The sequence below is a fragment of the Synergistes jonesii genome, assembly GCF_000712295.1.
GTDB lineage: Bacteria > Synergistota > Synergistia > Synergistales > Synergistaceae > Synergistes > Synergistes jonesii.
In genome coordinates, this window is sequence record NZ_JMKI01000012.1 from 17,244 (window position 1) to 35,133 (window position 17,890).

The 17,890-nt window shown below is 57.7% G+C and carries 20 protein-coding genes and 1 pseudogene; 15 read left to right on the forward strand and 6 right to left on the reverse strand.

What is annotated here, in order from left to right:
- Positions 1–3: 3 nt before the first annotated feature.
- The 9 genes and pseudogenes from EH55_RS03650 to EH55_RS03690 all read left to right on the forward strand — a co-directional run bounded on the left by EH55_RS03650 (position 4) and on the right by EH55_RS03690 (position 8,110).
- Positions 4–477, forward strand: a complete 474-nt coding sequence (locus EH55_RS03650) for an iron-sulfur cluster assembly scaffold protein NifU (protein WP_037974879.1) — start codon at positions 4–6, stop codon at positions 475–477.
- Between the two features lie 13 nt (positions 478–490).
- The gene (locus EH55_RS03655; RefSeq protein ID WP_037974881.1) at positions 491–922 is read left to right on the forward strand and encodes an MOSC domain-containing protein; all 432 of its coding nucleotides are present in this window, start codon (positions 491–493) and stop codon (positions 920–922) included.
- 39 nt (positions 923–961) lie between these two features.
- Positions 962–2,992: a heavy metal translocating P-type ATPase gene (locus EH55_RS03660; protein WP_037974883.1), complete on the forward strand. Its 2,031-nt coding sequence runs from the start codon at positions 962–964 to the stop codon at positions 2,990–2,992.
- A 75-nt stretch (positions 2,993–3,067) separates the two neighbouring features.
- Entirely contained in the window at positions 3,068–3,496 is a 429-nt protein-coding gene (locus tag EH55_RS14685) for a TOBE domain-containing protein (protein ID WP_037974885.1), read from the forward strand.
- A gap of 189 nt (positions 3,497–3,685) precedes the next feature.
- Positions 3,686–4,516, forward strand: a complete 831-nt coding sequence (locus tag EH55_RS03670; protein WP_037974887.1) for an Mrp/NBP35 family ATP-binding protein — start codon at positions 3,686–3,688, stop codon at positions 4,514–4,516.
- Between the two features lie 131 nt (positions 4,517–4,647).
- A pseudogene (locus tag EH55_RS03675) lies at positions 4,648–4,962 on the forward strand (ArsC/Spx/MgsR family protein); the annotation flags it as partial.
- Positions 4,959–6,251, forward strand: a complete 1,293-nt coding sequence (locus EH55_RS03680) for an amidohydrolase (protein WP_037974889.1) — start codon at positions 4,959–4,961, stop codon at positions 6,249–6,251. The pseudogene EH55_RS03675 and the gene EH55_RS03680, both read left to right, overlap by 4 nt.
- A gap of 201 nt (positions 6,252–6,452) precedes the next feature.
- Entirely contained in the window at positions 6,453–6,947 is a 495-nt protein-coding gene (locus EH55_RS03685) for an Lrp/AsnC family transcriptional regulator (protein WP_037974891.1), read from the forward strand.
- Positions 6,944–8,110: an aminotransferase class I/II-fold pyridoxal phosphate-dependent enzyme gene (locus tag EH55_RS03690; protein WP_037974894.1), complete on the forward strand. Its 1,167-nt coding sequence runs from the start codon at positions 6,944–6,946 to the stop codon at positions 8,108–8,110. Before EH55_RS03685 ends, EH55_RS03690 begins: the two co-directional genes overlap by 4 nt.
- Before the next feature lie 65 nt (positions 8,111–8,175).
- On the opposite strand, the gene EH55_RS03695 is transcribed toward EH55_RS03690, so the two are convergent.
- The 5 genes from EH55_RS03695 to EH55_RS03710 all read right to left on the reverse strand — a co-directional run bounded on the left by EH55_RS03695 (position 8,176) and on the right by EH55_RS03710 (position 9,971).
- The gene (locus EH55_RS03695) at positions 8,176–8,670 is read right to left on the reverse strand and encodes a sigma-70 family RNA polymerase sigma factor (RefSeq protein ID WP_037974896.1); all 495 of its coding nucleotides are present in this window, start codon (positions 8,668–8,670) and stop codon (positions 8,176–8,178) included.
- Entirely contained in the window at positions 8,663–9,010 is a 348-nt protein-coding gene (locus EH55_RS03700) for a YcbK family protein (RefSeq protein ID WP_037974898.1), read from the reverse strand. Before EH55_RS03700 ends, EH55_RS03695 begins: the two co-directional genes overlap by 8 nt.
- Before the next feature lie 118 nt (positions 9,011–9,128).
- Positions 9,129–9,278 carry a YvrJ family protein gene (locus EH55_RS13790; RefSeq protein WP_070110070.1) on the reverse strand — a complete coding sequence of 50 codons (150 nt, stop codon included), beginning with the start codon at positions 9,276–9,278 and terminating at the stop codon, positions 9,129–9,131.
- Between the two features lie 203 nt (positions 9,279–9,481).
- Complete coding sequence (locus tag EH55_RS03705) at positions 9,482–9,712, reverse strand: DUF2922 domain-containing protein (protein WP_037974900.1); 231 nt, start codon at positions 9,710–9,712, stop codon at positions 9,482–9,484.
- 40 nt (positions 9,713–9,752) lie between these two features.
- Entirely contained in the window at positions 9,753–9,971 is a 219-nt protein-coding gene (locus tag EH55_RS03710) for a DUF1659 domain-containing protein (RefSeq protein ID WP_037974902.1), read from the reverse strand.
- 157 nt (positions 9,972–10,128) lie between these two features.
- On the opposite strand from EH55_RS03710, the gene EH55_RS03715 reads away from it, so the two are divergent.
- From EH55_RS03715 to EH55_RS03740, 5 genes are all read left to right on the forward strand, one after another.
- Positions 10,129–10,728 (forward strand): DUF2284 domain-containing protein, encoded by a 600-nt coding sequence (locus EH55_RS03715; protein WP_051682619.1) that lies wholly within the window; start codon positions 10,129–10,131, stop codon positions 10,726–10,728.
- A gap of 48 nt (positions 10,729–10,776) precedes the next feature.
- The gene (locus EH55_RS03720; protein WP_051682620.1) at positions 10,777–11,505 is read left to right on the forward strand and encodes a M48 family metallopeptidase; all 729 of its coding nucleotides are present in this window, start codon (positions 10,777–10,779) and stop codon (positions 11,503–11,505) included.
- A gap of 108 nt (positions 11,506–11,613) precedes the next feature.
- Entirely contained in the window at positions 11,614–12,384 is a 771-nt protein-coding gene (locus tag EH55_RS13345) for a FadR/GntR family transcriptional regulator (protein ID WP_051682621.1), read from the forward strand.
- Positions 12,385–12,789: 405 nt separating this feature from the next.
- Positions 12,790–14,163 (forward strand): uroporphyrinogen decarboxylase family protein, encoded by a 1,374-nt coding sequence (locus EH55_RS03730; protein WP_037974905.1) that lies wholly within the window; start codon positions 12,790–12,792, stop codon positions 14,161–14,163.
- A 454-nt stretch (positions 14,164–14,617) separates the two neighbouring features.
- A complete protein-coding gene (locus EH55_RS03740) occupies positions 14,618–16,156 on the forward strand; it encodes an ASKHA domain-containing protein (RefSeq protein WP_051682622.1) in 1,539 nt (512 codons plus the stop codon).
- Between the two features lie 60 nt (positions 16,157–16,216).
- On the opposite strand, the gene EH55_RS03745 is transcribed toward EH55_RS03740, so the two are convergent.
- The gene (locus tag EH55_RS03745) at positions 16,217–16,396 is read right to left on the reverse strand and encodes an SDR family oxidoreductase (RefSeq protein WP_037974909.1); all 180 of its coding nucleotides are present in this window, start codon (positions 16,394–16,396) and stop codon (positions 16,217–16,219) included.
- Positions 16,397–16,832: 436 nt separating this feature from the next.
- Between EH55_RS03745 and dctP the strand changes: the two genes are divergently transcribed.
- Positions 16,833–17,861 (forward strand): TRAP transporter substrate-binding protein DctP, encoded by a 1,029-nt coding sequence (gene dctP, locus EH55_RS03750; protein ID WP_037974912.1) that lies wholly within the window; start codon positions 16,833–16,835, stop codon positions 17,859–17,861.
- Positions 17,862–17,890 lie beyond the last annotated feature (29 nt).

The following is a 17,890-nucleotide window of genomic DNA, read 5'->3' on the forward strand; positions in this document are numbered from 1 at the left end:
AAAATGTACAATCAGAAGGTAGTAGACTATTTCATGAATCCGCGCAACTCCGGCAGAATCGAAGACGCGAGCGCGATAGGCGAGGTCGGAAACCCCGTCTGCGGCGACGTTATGAAGATATATCTGAAGATCAATCCGCAGAGCGAAGTGATAGAGGACATCAAATTCGAAACATTCGGCTGCGCTGCGGCGATCGCTACGAGCTCGATGATAACCGAACTGGCGAAGGGCAAGACGCTTGCAAATGCACTTAAGATAACGAACAAGGACGTCGCCGACGAACTCGGCGGGCTGCCGGCCGTGAAGCTGCACTGCTCGCTGCTCGCACAGGAGGGCATACAGGCCGCGGCGGCCGACTACTATATGAAGCGGGACGGCAAACTCCCAGCGGGGCTCAGCTTCCCCGAAAGCAGCATGTCGAACGGCGGCGCCGAGGAAGAGCGCTTCGTCAGCGAAGACAGCCGCGCGGCTGATTAAGGGGGGCGATACAATGTCAGGCAAAATAATCGCCGTATGCAGCGCGCCGAAGAAGGGCATGATAAAGCACGACCAGCGCGAAGGCGTGCTGATAGAGGAGAGCGGGCTCGAAGGCGACGCCCACGCCGGCTTCATGCACAGGCAGGTCAGCCTCATCGCGATGGAAGACGTCCGCACGATGATGGAGAAATTGCCGAACCTCGTCCCGGGAAGCTTCGCCGAAAATCTGACCACCGAAGGCTTCGACCTCGGCAGGCTGAAGATCGGCGACAGGCTGAAGGTCGGAGAGACGCTGCTGGAAGTCTCCCAGATAGGCAAGGAGTGTCATTCGCACTGCGAAGTATTCAAGCAGAGCGGCGAATGCATAATGCCGAAAAAGGGCATCTTTACCAGAGTGATCAAGGGAGGAAAGGTAAAAGCGGGCGATACTATAGACTTCGCGTAAATATAGAGCCGCCGCGCTCTTTTTATGGGAGAGACATATATGGAGAACGAAGAAAAACGCGAACACGAATGTTACGAAAACTGCGGCTGCGCAGCCTGCGCGCAGGAGCAAGGCGCGCATCACCACGTCCACGGGCACGAAAGCGGCTGCGGCTGCGCGGCCTGCCACGCGGTCGACGATATTTTCAGCGAAAACGAAGAGGACGAAAAAAAAGCTCAGTCCGAATTCAGACGCGAGGTGACCTTCCTCGCAGTCGCCGGCGCGGTATTCGTGCCGACGCTGATCTGCGAAGCGCTCTTCCCTGATGTAGCGCCGGAATGGCTCTTCAACGCGGTATTCGCGGTCCTTTACCTGCTGACCGGCGTGCCGGTGTTGAAAATAGCTTTGAAAGCGCTGCTGCGCGGCGACGTATTCAACGAATTCACGCTGATGGGAGGCGCGACTCTTGCGGCGCTCGCGATAGGCGAAATGTCCGAATCCGTCGGCGTCATGCTCTTCTACCGCCTCGGCGAAGCCTTCCAGGAACGCGCGTCGTCAAACTCGCGCCGCTCTATCAGGGCCCTGCTCGCGCAGAAGCCTATGACCGCGCGGGTCGTCACGGAGGACGGAACGGTTGAAAAAGACCCGAAGGAAATAGTGAAGGGCGACGTCGTTCGCGTGATGCCGGGCGAGATCGTCCCGATAGACGGCCGCGTCGTCAGCGGCACGTCGCAGATAGACATGTCCGCGATCACCGGCGAATCGATGCCGGTCGCCGTCCGGCGCGGCAGCGAAGTCCACGGCGGCACACTGTCGCTCGACGGGCTGCTGACTGTAGAGGCGGCGGGGCCATTTGAAGATTCCACGATAGCGCGCATGCTTGAAATGGTGCAGAACGCGGTCGCGCGCAAGTCCCCGACCGAGCGCTTCATCACGAGATTCTCGAAGTGGTACACGCCGGCGGTATTCTTCATGGCCTCGGCGGTAATGCTTCTGCCTCCTCTCTTAGGCTTCGGAGCGTGGCGCGAATGGATATACAGAGGGCTCGTCCTGCTCGTCATATCCTGCCCCTGCGCCCTCGTGATATCGATACCTCTCGGTTACTTTGGAGGGATCGGCGCGGCGTCGAAAAACGGCATACTCGTGAAGGGCGCGAACGTCTTCGACGCCGTCGGACGCGTCGACACCGCGGTATTCGACAAGACCGGCACATTGACCTACGGAAAATTCAGGCTCGTTAAAATCGTGCCGGCCGCGGGTATCGAAGAGCGCACGGTGCTTTCGGCCGCGGCGTTGGCGGAAAACGGCTCGACGCATCCGGTCGCCAAATCGATAACGGCCGCCGCGGCGGACGTTTCCGCGCCGGAAGGGGCGTCGATAACCCAGCTTCCCGGCAAGGGCATGCTATTCAAGAACGAGGGCGACACGATAGTAGCCGGCAACGCGGCGCTGCTTTCCGAATTCGGCGTCGCTGCGCCCGCAGTCGCGGAGCACGGCACTGTCGTACACGTCATGAAAAACGGAAAATACCTCGGCGCCCTGGTAGTCGCCGACGAACTGCGCACCGACGCCGCCAAGACGATCTCCGAACTGCGCATGCAGGGCATAAAGGGCGTCTACATGCTGACCGGCGACAGGGAGGAGACGGCGGCCGACGTCGCGAAAGAGCTTCGGCTCGACGGCTACCGCGCGGAGCTTCTGCCTGGAGACAAGGTCGAAGCTCTCAAAGAGCTCTGCGGCGGCGACACGAAGAGGACCGTTTACGTCGGCGACGGCATAAACGACGGCCCGGTCCTCGTGACCTCCGAGACCGGCATAGCGATGGGGGGCTTCGGCTCGCAGGTCGCAGTCGAAGTGGCGGACGCGGTCATACTCGACGATTCGCCGTCGAAAGTTGTGGGACTGCTGCGCATCGCGAAAAAAACGCGCGCGATAGTCTGGGAGAACGTATTCTTGGCGCTCGGAGTCAAGCTCGTATTCCTGATATTCGGCGTGGCCGGGCTCGCAGGCCTCTGGGAGGCCGTTTTCGCCGACGTAGGCGTCGCGCTGATGGCGATATTGAACTCGGCGCGCGCGACGCGTATAAAATAGGCTGTAATTTATACGAAAGAATAAAAAATCTCAGCAATAACGTGCAGGGAACAAAAAAATGAGGAGGAATCTGAAATGACCTTAAGCGCACGCAACCAGCTGAAGGCTGTGGTAGCGGGGGTAAAGGCCGGAGCGGTGAACAACGAGGTGTCCCTCCGCCTTGAAAAGGGAACGGTGATCACGTCTATCATCACCGCGGCGAGCTGCGAAAGCCTCGGGCTCAAAGAGGGTGCCATGGCCTACGCCGTGATCAAAGCGACGAACGTGATGATCGGCGAAGATGGTGGCAAGCTGAAACTCTCGGCGCGCAACCAGCTTCGCGGTACGGTGAAGGCCGTAGTCGAAGGCGCGGTCAACTGCGAAGTCGAAGTGACGCTCGACGGCGGCGAGGAGATGACGTCGATAATCACGCTGGCCAGCGCGAAGAAACTCGCGCTCGCCCCCGGCAGAAAAGTCGTAGCGATAGTCAAGGCCTCGGACGTAATGGTAGGCGTCGAAGCGTAAAGCGAAAGGAAATTCTCTAAACATAGAGGCGCGGCTCTGCAGCGCCTCTATGCTGATATTCCCTGGGGATTCTCTCTCCAGTTTCTCTGACTATTATTGACATCTGCGGCGTTTGCCTCTAATATTCAATGCGTGAGGAAACGGGCGGCGCGGAGCGCGGCCTTTAAAACTGTTTAAGGAGATGCGGATATGGCAGAGGAAAATTGTTCCTACGACTGCAGCAGCTGCGAGCAGAAGTGCGACCATGAAGGAGCGCCGGATTTCAGCGTTCCCGCCAATCCATTGAGCAACGTAGGCAAGGTCGTCGGCGTCGTAAGCGGCAAGGGCGGCGTCGGAAAATCGCTCGTCACGGCGCTGCTCGCCTGCGCTATGCAGAGGAAGGGGCGTCAGTGCGGGATACTCGACGCGGACGTGACGGGGCCGTCTATTCCCAGGATGTTCGGCATAGATTCGCTCGTGACGTCGAACGCTTCCGGGATAATCCCGGCCCATTCGAAGCGCGGGATAGACGTGATGTCGGTGAACCTGCTCGTCGAGGATAAATCGACGCCGGTCATCTGGCGCGGCCCGGCCATCGCGTCGGTCGTCAAGCAGTTCTGGAGCGACGTGATATGGAGCTACGAGGATTTCCTCTTCGTGGACATGCCGCCGGGAACGGGGGACGTGCCGCTGACGGTTTTCCAGTCGCTGCCGGTCGACGGAATCGTCATCGTCACCTCGCCGCAGGAGCTCGTCTCGATGATCGTCGAAAAGGCGATGCGCATGGCTAAGGAGATGAACGTCCCCATCCTCGGGATAATCGAGAACATGAGCTATGTGCAGTGCCCCGAGTGCGGCAAGAAGATAAAGCTCTTCGGCGAAGGACATGCGGAAGAGACCGCGAAGAGGTACGGGATAGATTTTCTCGGAGAGATTCCTCTCTCGCCGGAGCTTGCGCGCCTCTGCGACGCCGGCAACATCGAATACTTCTCCGACCCCTTCACGGATAAGGCCGCGGCGAAGCTTGAATCTCTGAAATAGATAACGGCAAAAAGCGTTTTGCGGGAGACCTCATGATAATGAAGTCTCCTTTTTTAATATGAAGCCCGCAGAAAAGGAAAGGAAGATGTACAATGCTGATGCTCTGCTACCCGAAGTGAACGACGTGCAAAAAAGCCGCGGAGTGGCTTGCGCTGCACAAGATAGACGCCGCAGTGCGCGACATAAAGGCGGAAAATCCGACGGCGGAGGAGCTGAAGGAGTGGCGGGAGCTCTCCGGCCTGCCGCTGAAAAAATTTTTCAACGCGAGCGGCATGCTCTACCGCGAACTCGGGCTCGGCGCCAAGCTGCCGACGATGGGCGACGAGGAGCAGATAAAGCTGCTCGCGTCTGACGGGATGCTCGTGAAGCGCCCCCTGCTGATAGCGGACGGCGCCGTCCTTGTCGGGTTTAAGGAAAAGGAGTGGGAAGCGGCGCTGCTGAAATGACACCGTTGAATATCCCGAGTGGATTGAAGGACGAAATGCGCCTGTGGCGGCGTGATTTCCATAAATATCCCGAACGCGGCTGGACGGAGTTCAGGACGACCGCGAAAATCGCGGAGCAGCTCGCGGAATGCGGCTGGCCCCTGCGCTTTTCAAAGGACTTTCTGCGCGCCGAGGACATAATGGGGCGCGACATCGACGTAGGAAAAGAAAAATCGCGCGCTATGGCCCAGGGCGCCGACGAAAAGCTGATCGCCGAAATGGGCGATTACACCGGCCTCACCGCGGAGCTCGACGCGGGGCGCGAAGGACCGGTTTTAGCGCTGCGCTTCGACATCGACTGCGTCGAGTGCCGGGAGGCGAAGGATGAACGGCACTTCCCGGCGAGGGAGGGCTTTTCGTCGGTGAACGACGGGCTCATGCACTCCTGCGGACACGACGGGCACGCCGCGGTCGGACTCGCGCTCGCGCGTCTGCTTATGGACGAAAGAAAGAGGCTCTGCGGAAAAGTAGTCCTCATATTCCAGCCCGCCGAAGAAGGAGTGCGCGGCGGCTACGCGATGGCGCGCGGCGGCGTTGCCGACGGTGCGGATTATTTCCTGACGATGCATCTGGGGCTCGGCAGGCCCACGGGCTCCGTCGTGTGCGGCATGGGAGGCTTCCTCTGCTCGACGAAGTTCGACGCGGGATTCGCCGGCGTAGGCGCGCACGCCGGCGCCGAGCCGGAGCGCGGCAGAAACGCGCTGCTCGCCGCGGCCTCCGCTGCGCTGAACCTTCACGCGATAGCGCCGCACTCCGGAGGGGCTACGCGCGTCAACGTCGGGGTGCTGCGCGCCGGCGAAGGACGCAACGTCGTGCCGCCCGCCGCTCTGATGAAGATAGAGACCCGCGGCGAGGACGCGCAAGTCGCGAAATACGTTTATGGCAGGTCTATGGAAGTGCTTAAAGGAGCCGCCGCGATGTACGGCGTATCTCTTACAGTCACAAAACAGGGGGAGACCATCAGCGCCGAAAGCGACGCGGAACTTGCCGCGGCGATCGCCGAAGCCGCGCGCGCCTCCGAAGGCGTGACACGGATAGACGAATACGGCAAAATGGCGGGCAGCGACGACGCCTGCTGGCTGATGGAGCGCGTCCAGCGCGGCGGCGGAAAAGCCGCCTACATAGGCATAGGAGCGGACTCTCCCGCCGGCCACCACAACGAACGCTTCGACATAGACGAAGCCGCTATGGACATCGCCCTCTCCGTGCTGGCGAACAGCGCGCTGCTGATCTGCGGGAGAAAATCGTAGCGCGCCCTCCGCACCTCCGCCGCGATTTAACCGCGCCGTCGTATCTTCTGTTTTAGCGCCGCCGCGAAGGACGGAATGCGTGGAATATGATTTTTTGCTTGACTAACGCGGCGAAAAGCCCCAGAATAATCTGTTATATTTCACAGTCGGCGGCTGGGGATAATTAGCGCCGGCCCAGATATTTTGTTCGGAGGATGGCAGATGGAAGGCAAGACAAGGGAAGAGATACTGCGCCTGCTCGAGGCGAACGCGAGATACACGGCGAAGGATATAGCCGCGATGCTCGGCATGGAAGAAGAAGAGGTAAAAAATGAAATAGAGGCGATGGAGCGGGAGCGCGTCATCTGCGGCTATCACGCGCTCGTCGACTGGGACAAGACGGACGACGAAAAGATATCCGCGCTGGTAGAGCTGAAGGTCACGCCGCAGCGGGGCGACGGCTTCGAGCGCATAGCCGAAAAAATATACCAGTACCCGGAGGTAGAATCGCTATACCTTATGTCCGGCGGCTACGACTTCACGGTGATACTGAAAAAGGCCACGATGAAGGAGATAGCTAACTTCGTTTCCTCCCGCCTCGCGGTGATCGAGGAGGTGCAGAGCACGGCGACGCACATCGTCCTCGCGCGCTACAAAGATCACGGCATGCAGTTAGCGGCTCCCAAAAAAGACATGAGGATGGTCGTCACTCCATGAGAGACTTCATCTGCGGCAAAATAAAAAAGATAAAGCCGTCGGGTATCCGCCGCCTCTTCGACATAGCGAGCGAGATACCGGACGTCATATCGCTCGGCGTGGGCGAGCCCGACTTCGACACGCCGTGGCACATACGCGAAGAGGGCATCTACTCGCTGCACAAGGGGCGCACCTTCTACACCTCCAACTCCGGGCTCATCGAGCTGCGCGCCGAGATAGCGGCCTTCATGCGCCGTAAATACGGCCTGACCTACGACCCGGAAAAAGAAATAGTGGTGACGGTCGGAGGCAGCGAGGCGATAGACATAGCCCTGCGCGCGACGCTGGACCCCGGCGACGAGGTAGCCTACCCAGAGCCCTGCTTCGTCTCCTACGAGCCCTGCATACTGCTCTCCGACGGCGTCCCCGTGCCGATAGCGCTCTCGTCTGAGACGGAATTCCGCCTCACGCCGGAGCTTCTGGAAGCGGCGGTCACGCCGAAGACGAAAGCGCTGCTGATATCCTACCCCAACAACCCGACGGGCGCGATAATGGAACGCGAAGACCTCGAAAAACTTGCGCCGGTGATCCTGAAACACGACCTTTTAGTGATATCCGACGAAATCTACAGCGAGCTGTCGTACAAAGAGCGCCACGTCAGCATAGCGTCGCTGCCCGGCATGCGCGAGCGCACGGTAGTGATAAACGGATTTTCGAAATCCTACGCGATGACCGGCTGGCGTCTGGGTTTCGCCTGTGCGCCGGCGGAAATAATAAAATATATGCTTAAGGTGCATCAGTTCGGCATAATGTCGGCACCGACGATGAGCCAGTACGCGGCAGTATCGGCGCTTAGGAACGGGGATAAAGACATAGCGGTGATGGCGGAGTCCTACAATCAGAGGCGGCGCTTCCTGATGGAGCGCTTCCGCGAGATGAAGCTGCCCTGCTTCGAACCTTACGGCGCCTTCTACGCCTTTCCCGACATATCGGAATTCGGCATGAGCTCGGAAGAATTCTGCGAGGCTCTGCTTAAGGCGGAAAACGTAGCTGTAGTCCCTGGTTCGGCGTTCGGGGCCTGCGGAGACGGGCACGTAAGGATTTCCTACGCCTATTCGATAGAAGCGCTGAAAGAGGCTATGTCGCGCCTCGCGCGCTTTGTGGAGAAGATGCGTGCGAAATAGCCGCATCCGGAGAAAGAATATCAAAAAAAGCTCCGCCTGTTTCTGTGGGCGAAGCTCTTTTTTTATTAGGAGGCCGCGTCTATCAGTTCCTTAAGCTTGTGGCGAATCTTTTTCAGCCTTGCGGCGACGGCCTGCTGGCTTATGCCGAGCGTCTCGGCGATCTCCTTCTGCGTGAAGCCCTCCATCAATGCCTGCGTCATGTCGAGCTCTTCCTGCGACAGCGCGCGGAAGAGCATTTCGCGAAGCTCGGCCTCGCCGTATTTTTCATCCTCCGCGCCCTGCGTTTCCTCTATTTCTTCAAGCAGCAGCTCCTCTCCGTCGGCGCGGAAGCGCCTCATCCTCGACGCAGCGTCGCGCACAGCGGCGGGCAGGCGCTTCTTGAGGAAGAGCGGCAGCCATTTCATATCGCGGCACTTGCCGGCGAGGATTATCAGCGCGAGATAGCCCTCCTGGACGAGATCCTCGAAATCCGCCCCGCGCCCCTGATAGCGCTTCGCGACGGAGAGCACGAGCGGCGTAAATTTTTCCGCTATATCCTCCATCGTGCGGAAGTCAGCCATCCGAGACCTCCATATGTACGAAGGAGCGCGCGGGGTAGGCGATCGTCCTGCTGAAGCCGGATTCTGCGGCCTTAGCGCGCAGCGTCTCCTGAAATTCTGGCGCGGCCGCTACGTCGGCGGCGAGGCCGCGCATATGCAGGCTGCCTTTCACGCCGCCGACGGCTTTGTTGTGCGGCGCGCAGCGGTAGCCGCTCGTTATTATTATCGGGCGCGAAAGGCTGTCGCGCAGCTTCTGAAGCGCGACGACGAGCCGCCTGTGCACGATGACCGCGTGACAGCAGGGGCATTGGAATTCGCGCAGATTAAAATTAGGGGATATCTGAAAGTCGTTCAGACGCATGTTAGTGACCCTCCTTTGCGGGGTGCCTGCTTGTTTTTTTGAAATTTTTGGGGGAGTCGGCCGCCATACGGCGCGGGGGGCGCTGCGCGCATGCCGCAGCGCCGCTGAGATCGCTTTGTTACTTCTGGGACAGCTTTTCGATAACCGAGCCGAGGCTTATCACGGCTTTCGTCAGCTCTTCGAGCCGCTTCTCCATCCTGATCAGCAGAAATGAGGCGACGGCTATCGAAAACCCGGTCTGTACGATGCTGCCTATCAGCTCGTCCATCAAACGTCCCTCCTTTCGTTGTTTTTTTGAACGTTCGGGGATAGTAGGGGAATTTTCATCGTGTAATCGACATACTTTGTAATCTTTTTGTTTTATGAAGTTACTATATGTTATCAAAACGTGCCGGGCTTTTCAAGCGGCGATTGGAAATTCTCCACGGTTTTTTCAAAGGCGGGAAGGGGAGGCCCCCTTCCCGCGCCGCGTTACACGCCCGCCGCGGCTATGTCGATCGCGCTCTCGCTGCGGTCGATGAGCACGGCGGAGTCGCAGGAGACGAGCGTCACGTCGAAGGGCTGCTGCGCGAGTATCAGATCGGCGGCGCTTTTGACCCTGGCCGCGCCTCCCTCGCCGAGAAGCGTCGGGTCGGCGTAGTTCAGGCTGAGCGCGAAGCTCTTGCCCGCCTCGGTCGTGAATGTCATCTTAAGCGTCTTCATTTATCTTCACCTCCTTTCGCTCAAAAGTACCGCTTCGGCGTTACTCGCTTTCGAGAACGCCGGTGTCGTACTTCTTCACGGAGACGACGGGGTATTCGAAGAGCCCGCCGAGCGACGCCGCGAGAGCTCCGAGCGCGTCGGCCCCGGCTCCCGCGCCGATCTTAGCGACGGAAACGCTCTTCGTCACGCTTTCGCCGTCGGCGCCCCCGAGGGTGAGCGTGAAGCGCAGCGATGTGGAAAGATGCCTTACGTTAGCCATTTCCTTCACCTCCTTTCTTAGTCTGATAACAATAAAAGTGTGCCTGAGGAGACGGTTTTACAAACGGGAAATATAAATTTTTAAGAAAGCCTGAGGCCTCCGTAGCCCTCTTTTACTATATAATTGTGCGGTAGAGAAGAAAGAGGAGGCGGTCTTGTTGGAAAAATATTCGGTCGAAAGATTTTCAGCTCTCTGCGACGCCGGCGATTTTACCGCGTCGTGCGTCGACGTCCCGAAGTTCCTCGGCTTCTGCCGCGAATGTCCGAACTACGGCAACAACTGGATGTGCCCGCCTTTCGATTTCGACCCTATGACGATATGGAGCTACTGCGGCAAGATTCGCCTTGCCGTCGTTCGTATAAAGCCGGAGGGGGAAAGCGCCGCGAGCGCCGAAGAGCGCGCGCTCAAGATTATCGGCGCGGAAAAGAGAAAGCTGCTTCTGGAGCTGCTTGACGAAGAAAAGAGGATAAGGGGCGGAGTTTCCTGCTCCGCGGGCTCCTGCGACCTTTGCGAAAAGTGTGCGCGGACGGAGGGAAAGCCGTGCCGAAACCCCCAGATGGCGCGCCATTCGATAGAATCACTCGGCGCCGATGTTTCGATCGCACTGAAAAAATATCTCGGACTCGAGATCAGCTGGATAAAGGAGGGCAAAATGCCGGAGTATCTGACCCTCGCGGCGGCGTTGCTGCTGCCGAAGGAAAACGACGCCACAATAACTTCGCTGCGCCACCGTTCTCCTTTGTATTTGCCGCGCTGATTGGTATAATTGTTTTGTCGATATCCTATTGACGCAGGGGGAATGCCTATGTACGTTAAAAAAATCATCGCGGCGGCCCTCGCGGCCGCCCTCCTTTCGGCGCCGCTGCCGGCGCTCGCCGCCATTTCCCAGGCGGACGCCGCGAGGATATGGAAAAAAGTCGCGCGACCGACCGAACTGACCTCTCTGCCCTTTTACGTAAAAAACGAAGATTCGCCGAACGCGTGGGTGACGAACGGCGAATCCGTCACCGTGACCACGGGGCTGCTCAAGCTGCTTGAGGATGATTCGGAGCTTTACGCGGTCTTCGCGCACGAGGCCGGACACGTCAAGCTGAACCACGTAGCCAAAACCAGGACGCGCATGACCGGCCTTTCGCTGGCGGCCGCCCTCTTCGGCCAGTTTTTTGGCGGAGGGCTTGCGGGCACGGCGGCGAACGTCGGAGCCAACCTGGCATACTCAGGATGGAGCCGAGAGCAGGAGATCGAGGCCGACGACTATTCGGTCGATCTCGCCGTGAAGAACGGCGAGGACCCGATGGGTATGTATAACGCTATCGCGCGCCTCTCGAAGGTGAACAAGACCGAGCCGAGCGGCTTCAACTCGCACCCGCCGGACGACCGCCGTATGCTCCATATAAAGAACAAGATACTCGCGGTGAAGCCGGACGCCAAATTCCCGGAGGAAGAGAAAGCGCGGGAATACCCGGACGACGAGGAGTATCGGCGGGAGGAGAAGCTCGTGCAGGAGGAATCCAAAGGGCAGCAGGAAAATTAAAAGTTTACAGTGGCAGGCCGCCTCCAAGGCGGCCTTTTTCTGCGCAAGCCGGCGCGTCGCACGTACAAATGTATGATAGGCGAATGTATTTAAATGGGAGGAATAGGGATGGCGGGTTTGATTCTTAAACAAGACAGGAAAAAGGAAAGCAAAAAAAAGATAGTCTCCGACAAGCTCAGGGAGCTGATAGAAACGAACTCCTTAGCGCAGGGGGACAAGCTCCCGTCGGAGCGCGAGCTCGCGCAGAGGCTCGGCGTAAGCCGCAACGTCCTTCGCGAGGCGGTCGTCTCCCTCTCCTCCGAGGGTATCCTCGAAGTCCGCGAGCGCCAGGGGATATTCGTGAAGAACGCCGAAGGCTACGGCGTGCTCGAATCCCTTCAGGGGATACAGCTCCTGCCGGCCGACTTCATCCTCTACCAGCTCGAAGTGCGCACGATAATTTCCGTGCCGGCCGCGCGGCTCGCGGCGCAGCGCCGCACCGACGAAGACATACGCAAGCTGCACGAATGCTACGAATCCTTCGCCGCGTGCCCCTATTCGACCCCGGAGGAGCTGGAGCAGAGCGGGAAGTGGGAGGCGCTGCTGCACCACCTCGTGACGGAGGCCGCGCATAATCCTATACTCTCGAGGATAAACGAAAGCGTCAACGCGCTCGTCGAAAAAAATAATCTCATACTCCACCCGAACCTCGTCACCGAGGGCGGATGGATGCCGCATATAATCGCGCAGCACGCGAAGATAATAAAGGCCATAGAGGAAAGGGATTCTAAGTCCGCCGGCGACGTGCTGCAGGAGCATATGATGGAATCCGTCAAAATGATGAGCGAAAGGCATCCCGAAGTCGTCGCGAGAATATCGAGCCCCATACTTCTGATGTAGCGTCGTGGCTTCAGGAAAAACGGACCATCCCGGCCGCGCCCTGGCATTTTCAGCCGCGCGGCTTTTTCGTCGGCGCGCCGCCGGCCTTCGCGAGCCTCTGTCCCCCAAAATGCAGTAAAATAAAAATTCCCAGATTATCCGAAAAAATCTTTAAAAATCCGCGCGATATATAGACAAAGTCTATGGATAAATCGCGATTTTGATATTATAGTAGACTGGTTTTTAATAGAACATGTTCTACTAAAAAACGAAGGCGCATGTCGTTCTGGATGGAATATTTTAATTATTTATTGCTGATTTGCAGGATTTATCCGCAGATTTTAAAACCGGATAGGATGAATGCACGGCGTTTCGACGTAGAAGGGCGATAAAAACTATAATTTCCTACTAAAGGAGTGAGGCCATATGCCGACAGGAAAAGAACTTGTAAGGGCGGCGCTGCAATTTCAGAAAGTAGAGAGGATCCCGTGGGTCCCCTTCACAGGGGTCCATGTCGCGAAGCTCCTCGGCATGGATGCGGAAAGCTACTTAAAAGACCCTGACGCGATCGTGAAGGGCGTCGTAGCGGCCGCCGAAAGATATAAGGCGGACGGCGTGTGCTCGGTCTTCGACTTACAGGCCGAAGCCGAGGCGCTCGGCTGTGAGCTTAAATGGTCGAAAAACAACCCGCCGGCGGTCGTCGGACACGTGCTCGAAGGGGGAAAGAGCGTCGCCGACCTGCCGGAATTCACTAAGGATAAGGGAAGAATCCCGCAGTGCCTCGAGGCTACTAAGAAGATAGTCGACGCGATAGGGGACAAGACGGCCGTCTTCGCGCTTGTGTGCGGGCCGTTCACTCTGGCGCTCCACCTCGCGGGGCAGACCTTCATCACGGACCTCATCACCGCCCCCGACAAAGCCAAGGAAGTCCTTGACTACGCCGCGCAGATCGTCGTTAAAATGTCAGAATGGTACATCGACGACTGCGCCGTGGACGCCATAGCCGTCGTGGACCCGATGACGAGCCAGATATCGCCGCGCCATTTCAGGCGCTTCGTATCGCCGGCGGTCGAGCCGGTCATCAAGGCCGTGCGGGCCAAGAATACGCTGATCACCCTCTTCTGCTGCGGCAACGCGACGAAGAACATCGAGCCGATGATGGAGTGCCGGCCGGACGGCATAGCGTTCGACGAACAGGTCAGCCTTCCGTTCGCCAAGGAGCTCTCGGAAAAGTACAAAGTCGCCGTCGAAGGCAACCTGGCCCTTACTACGACGCTGCTCTTTGGTTCGCCGCTGGAATGCGTAAACGAGGCCAAGGAGAGAATGGCGGCCGGCGGCAAAGAAGGCTATATCCTTTCGCCCGGCTGCGACCTGCCCTTCGATACGCCTTTCTACAACCTTGAAGCGATCGGCGACTATGTCCGCGACGGCAAAGAGCCGGACAAAAACGCCGGATACACCTCGCTGGAGGACGCCCTGCAGCAGTGCGCCGAGAGCGGCCAGGACCTTGAAGACGTTGATATCGTCCCCGGCAGGGTCTTCATCGAGATCGTGACGCTCGACAGCGAAGGTTGCGCACCGTGCCAGTACATGGTGGAAGCGGTGAAGAATGTCCAGGACAAATACGGAGACAAACTCATATGGAGGGAGTCTCTGATCAAGAGCGTGGCCGGCATACGCCGGACGCAGAAGCTCGGCGTTTCCACGCTGCCGACGATGCTCATCAACAACGAGGTGGTATTCGACAATATCATTCCCTCTGCGGAAGAGCTCTGCAAGGAGATCGACAAGAGGCTGTAGTCCCCGCTGCGCGCCGGAAAAGCGGACCTGAGGCGAAGCCCGCTTCGCGCGAATGCCGATCCTGCCATCCGCAGTACGGATAGAAAAATGCTATTGAAAGGCCAAAAGCCGCGCTTTTGAAATTTTCAGAGGCGCGGATTTTATTTTTTGTTCGTACGGAGGCGCGCTGTTGAAAACGACGAACGGAAGAAGATACCGAAAATCGGCGCCGGCCGCTGCGATGGAAGCGCGGTCGGATTGAGGAAAGCCGCCGCCTTTGAGCTTTCCGGTAAAGAAAAAAATGTTGGCGCATGCGGATTTGAAGCTGAACAGTGAGATAATAGGTATAGGCGTGCTCGTGCCTTTCCATCGCATACAGACGCGAGGACGCCTATGCCGAGATAGCCGGCGGCGCGAGAAAGCTCCGTCCGGCGACGCATATTTATTTTGACGTTTCGGAAAGCGGGTGTGACAGGTGACGGAAGGAGTTTTCAGGATCGACGCGGTCAAAAAGGGAGAGAAGGTAAGCGACGTCCTGCGCAGGGAGGGCGTCGCGCTGCCGATGGAATGCGGCGGCGCGGGGCTCTGCGGCAAATGCCGCGTAACGATAGAGGACGCTGCCGCGCCGTGTGCAGACGAGAAAAAATTACTCTCCCCCGAGGATATAAAAAACGGCGCGCGCCTCGCCTGCCTGACCGACGCGGTGGATGGCATGACGGTGAGGCTGCCTCGCGCTTCGCGCGGGGAACGGATACTCGCGGGAGTCGAGACGGAAAGCGGCAAAGAGGCGCGGGGCGCGGATTTTTCCGTCGTGGTGGACATCGGCACGACGACGGTCGTCGCCTACCTCGTGCGCAGCGGCTCGGAAAAGCCGGCGGCGGTCGCCTCCTGTATGAACCCTCAGAGGGAATTCGGCGCGGACGTCATATCACGCATAAGCTACGCGAGCGAGCGCGACGACGGTCTCGCCCTCCTTCATGAAAAAATAATTTCCGCGATAAACGGGCTTATCGCGGAGATCACGGAAAGCGTAGGTGCGCGGCGCGCGCAGATATCGCTCGCCGTGATCTCCGGCAACACGACGATGGAGCATCTATTCGCCGGCGTCTCCGTGCGCAGCATCGGGCGCGCGCCCTTCATGCCGGAGTTCCGCGTATTCGACACGCTCGCGTCGGAAAGGCTCGGCCTCGAACTCGCGCCCGGCACGCCGGTCAGCCTGATGCCGAACATCTCCGGCTTCGTCGGCGGCGACATAGTCTCCGGCACGGTCTACACAGGGCTCGCGGACGCGGAGGAGCTCTCGCTCTTCATCGACATAGGGACGAACAACGAAATGGTCCTCGGCTCGAAGGACCTCCTTCTCTGCTGCTCGGCCGCCGCGGGGCCGGCGCTCGAGGGCGCGAAGATCTCGCGCGGCATGTGCGCGGCCGAGGGCGCCATCGACCACGTCAAGCTGAACGGCAATGAGCTCACCGTTTCCACCGTCGGCAACGCGCCGGCGATAGGCATATGCGGCTCGGGGCTCGTAGACGTCGTCGCGTTGCTGCTTTCTGAGCGTATAATCGGCCAGGACGGCAAATTCAAAAAGGACGCCGAAGCGCTGCCTGGCCGCCTCGATGTGAAAAACAAGCGCTGGCTCATAGACAACGGCGTTTACTTCACGCAGAAGGATGTCAGAGAGGTGCAGCTGGCGAAGGGCGCGATCTGCACAGGAGTGGAGATAATGCTGGCGGAAGCAGGCAAGCGCCTTGAGGAGGTCGACAGGATATTCCTCGCCGGTGCGTTCGGCAACTACATCGACGTGGAAAACGCGTCGAAAATAGGCATACTGCCCAAGGTGCCGAAGGAAAAGATAATCCCCGTCGGCAACAGCTCCGGGCTCGGCGCGATAGAATGCTGCCGCGATAAAGGCTTCCCGGCGAAGGCCGCGAAAATCCTTGAGCGCGCAAAACATATAGAGCTGGCTACGCACAAGGACTTTCAGCAGATATTCGTCAGGAACCTTTTATTCTGATAATTTCGCAAAAAATTCCTCGCGAGCCTAAGCTGAGGGGAATTTTTTTGCGCGAAAGCTTCAGTTCATCAGCATACCGCCGTTGATGTTGACGACATCTCCGGAAATATAGCGGCTCTCCTCGGAGCAGAGGAAATGAATGACCTCTGCTATCTCCGACGGCTCGGCAAGGCGCCTCGCGGGAATCTTCGGCAGCGCCTCCCTCCACCTGTCGTTCGCGTAAATCTTTTGCGTGCCCACCCACTCGGGCGTCTTCTTTGGGTAAATTTATCCCGATCGTCCTCATAAGAAATGATTTTACGGCGAAATATTGGAAATTTTTTATCTTGACAGGGATGTTCTTTCATTTATAATTTTAAGTTAAAATTGGTAGTTCCTTTGGTTGAGCCAATTGAGTATATAATTTATCAGGTATATTCGGCCTCTGCCTCCCATAGACGCCGCGAAGGGAACGGAATATGAAGAAATGTGCCGAGAAGGGGGCATTTTCGATTCCGAGAGTAGACCATTAAAGATGGATTAGGTAATATACCGCAAAAATTTTAATTACTTAAAGAAGGGAGCTGGTAATAGGAGAAGCCTCAAAAGAGAGCGTGAAACGACGGGCGTAGTTTTGGGAAACGGGAAGTAGTGTTTTTAGGACGTATTGATCAAGTTTTAAAGGGAGGAATTTTTCATGAGAAGAAATTTTACGGCGGTAGCCGTCATCTGCGCGTTATTCACAATCTTAGTTCCCACGAGGTTTGCCGAGGCCAAAACCTTAAAGATGTATATCCCTAACGCCTATGTCAAAGAGAGCCAGCAGGCGCAGGGATTCCAAGCCGCCGTGGATCAGATTAAGAAAGATACCGACGGCAGGGTCGCAATCAAAATCTATTATGGCGGGCAGCTCTGCGGCAGCTATGAGGACGCAATTGACGAATGCCGTAACGGGACTATAGATTTAGCGGCGACGTGGCCTACAAAGAAGTACGACAAAAGGTTCGACCTGCTTAACCTGCCCTGTTTCGCGCCGCTTGGCTACAAACAGTACGGCGAGATCATGTTCTCCAAAAATTCCATCGTGCCTGATTTTATGAATAAGGTTATGACCGAAGTCGGCGTCACCAGTATCGGAGGCTTCCCAGAGTGCTATACTACCTACAGCTTTGCGAAGGGCAAGCGCCCCAAAGATTTCAACGGCTTCAATAAAAAGAACAGGAGCCTGCGCGTGCCCGGAATGCCTCCTTACAGAGACGCCGCGGCCGCTATGGGTTACCAGACTGTGACGATGGACAGCTCGGAGATGTGGAACGCCATGCAGACGGGACAGGTCGACGGCGGCGCCGCCTCCCCCCTTGAGGAATGCTGGTTCCTTGGCAGGGACATCGTCAAGCATATAGACTATAACAAATTCTGCTGCCCGCCGACATGGATAATCTGCAACAATGAACTGTGGGCTTCATTCTCGGCCGACGATCAGAAGGCTATTATCAAAAACTTCTATGACAGCTCGATGAAGGTTCTTGCCAACCTGGAAAAGAAAGAAGCCGAATACATGGCGAACTTTAAGAAGATTGGAACAGAGATTCACACCTACAGCGATGAGGAGATATATAAACTGCACACAGAGCTTCGCAAAAAGGTGTGGCCGAATTACTACGAGGCTATAGGCGAGGAATTCCTGCGCAAGCTCGACAAGCAGGTCTCGGCCATGAAGCCCTAAGGCGGCGGGGTATAAGGGATAGCTTGAGC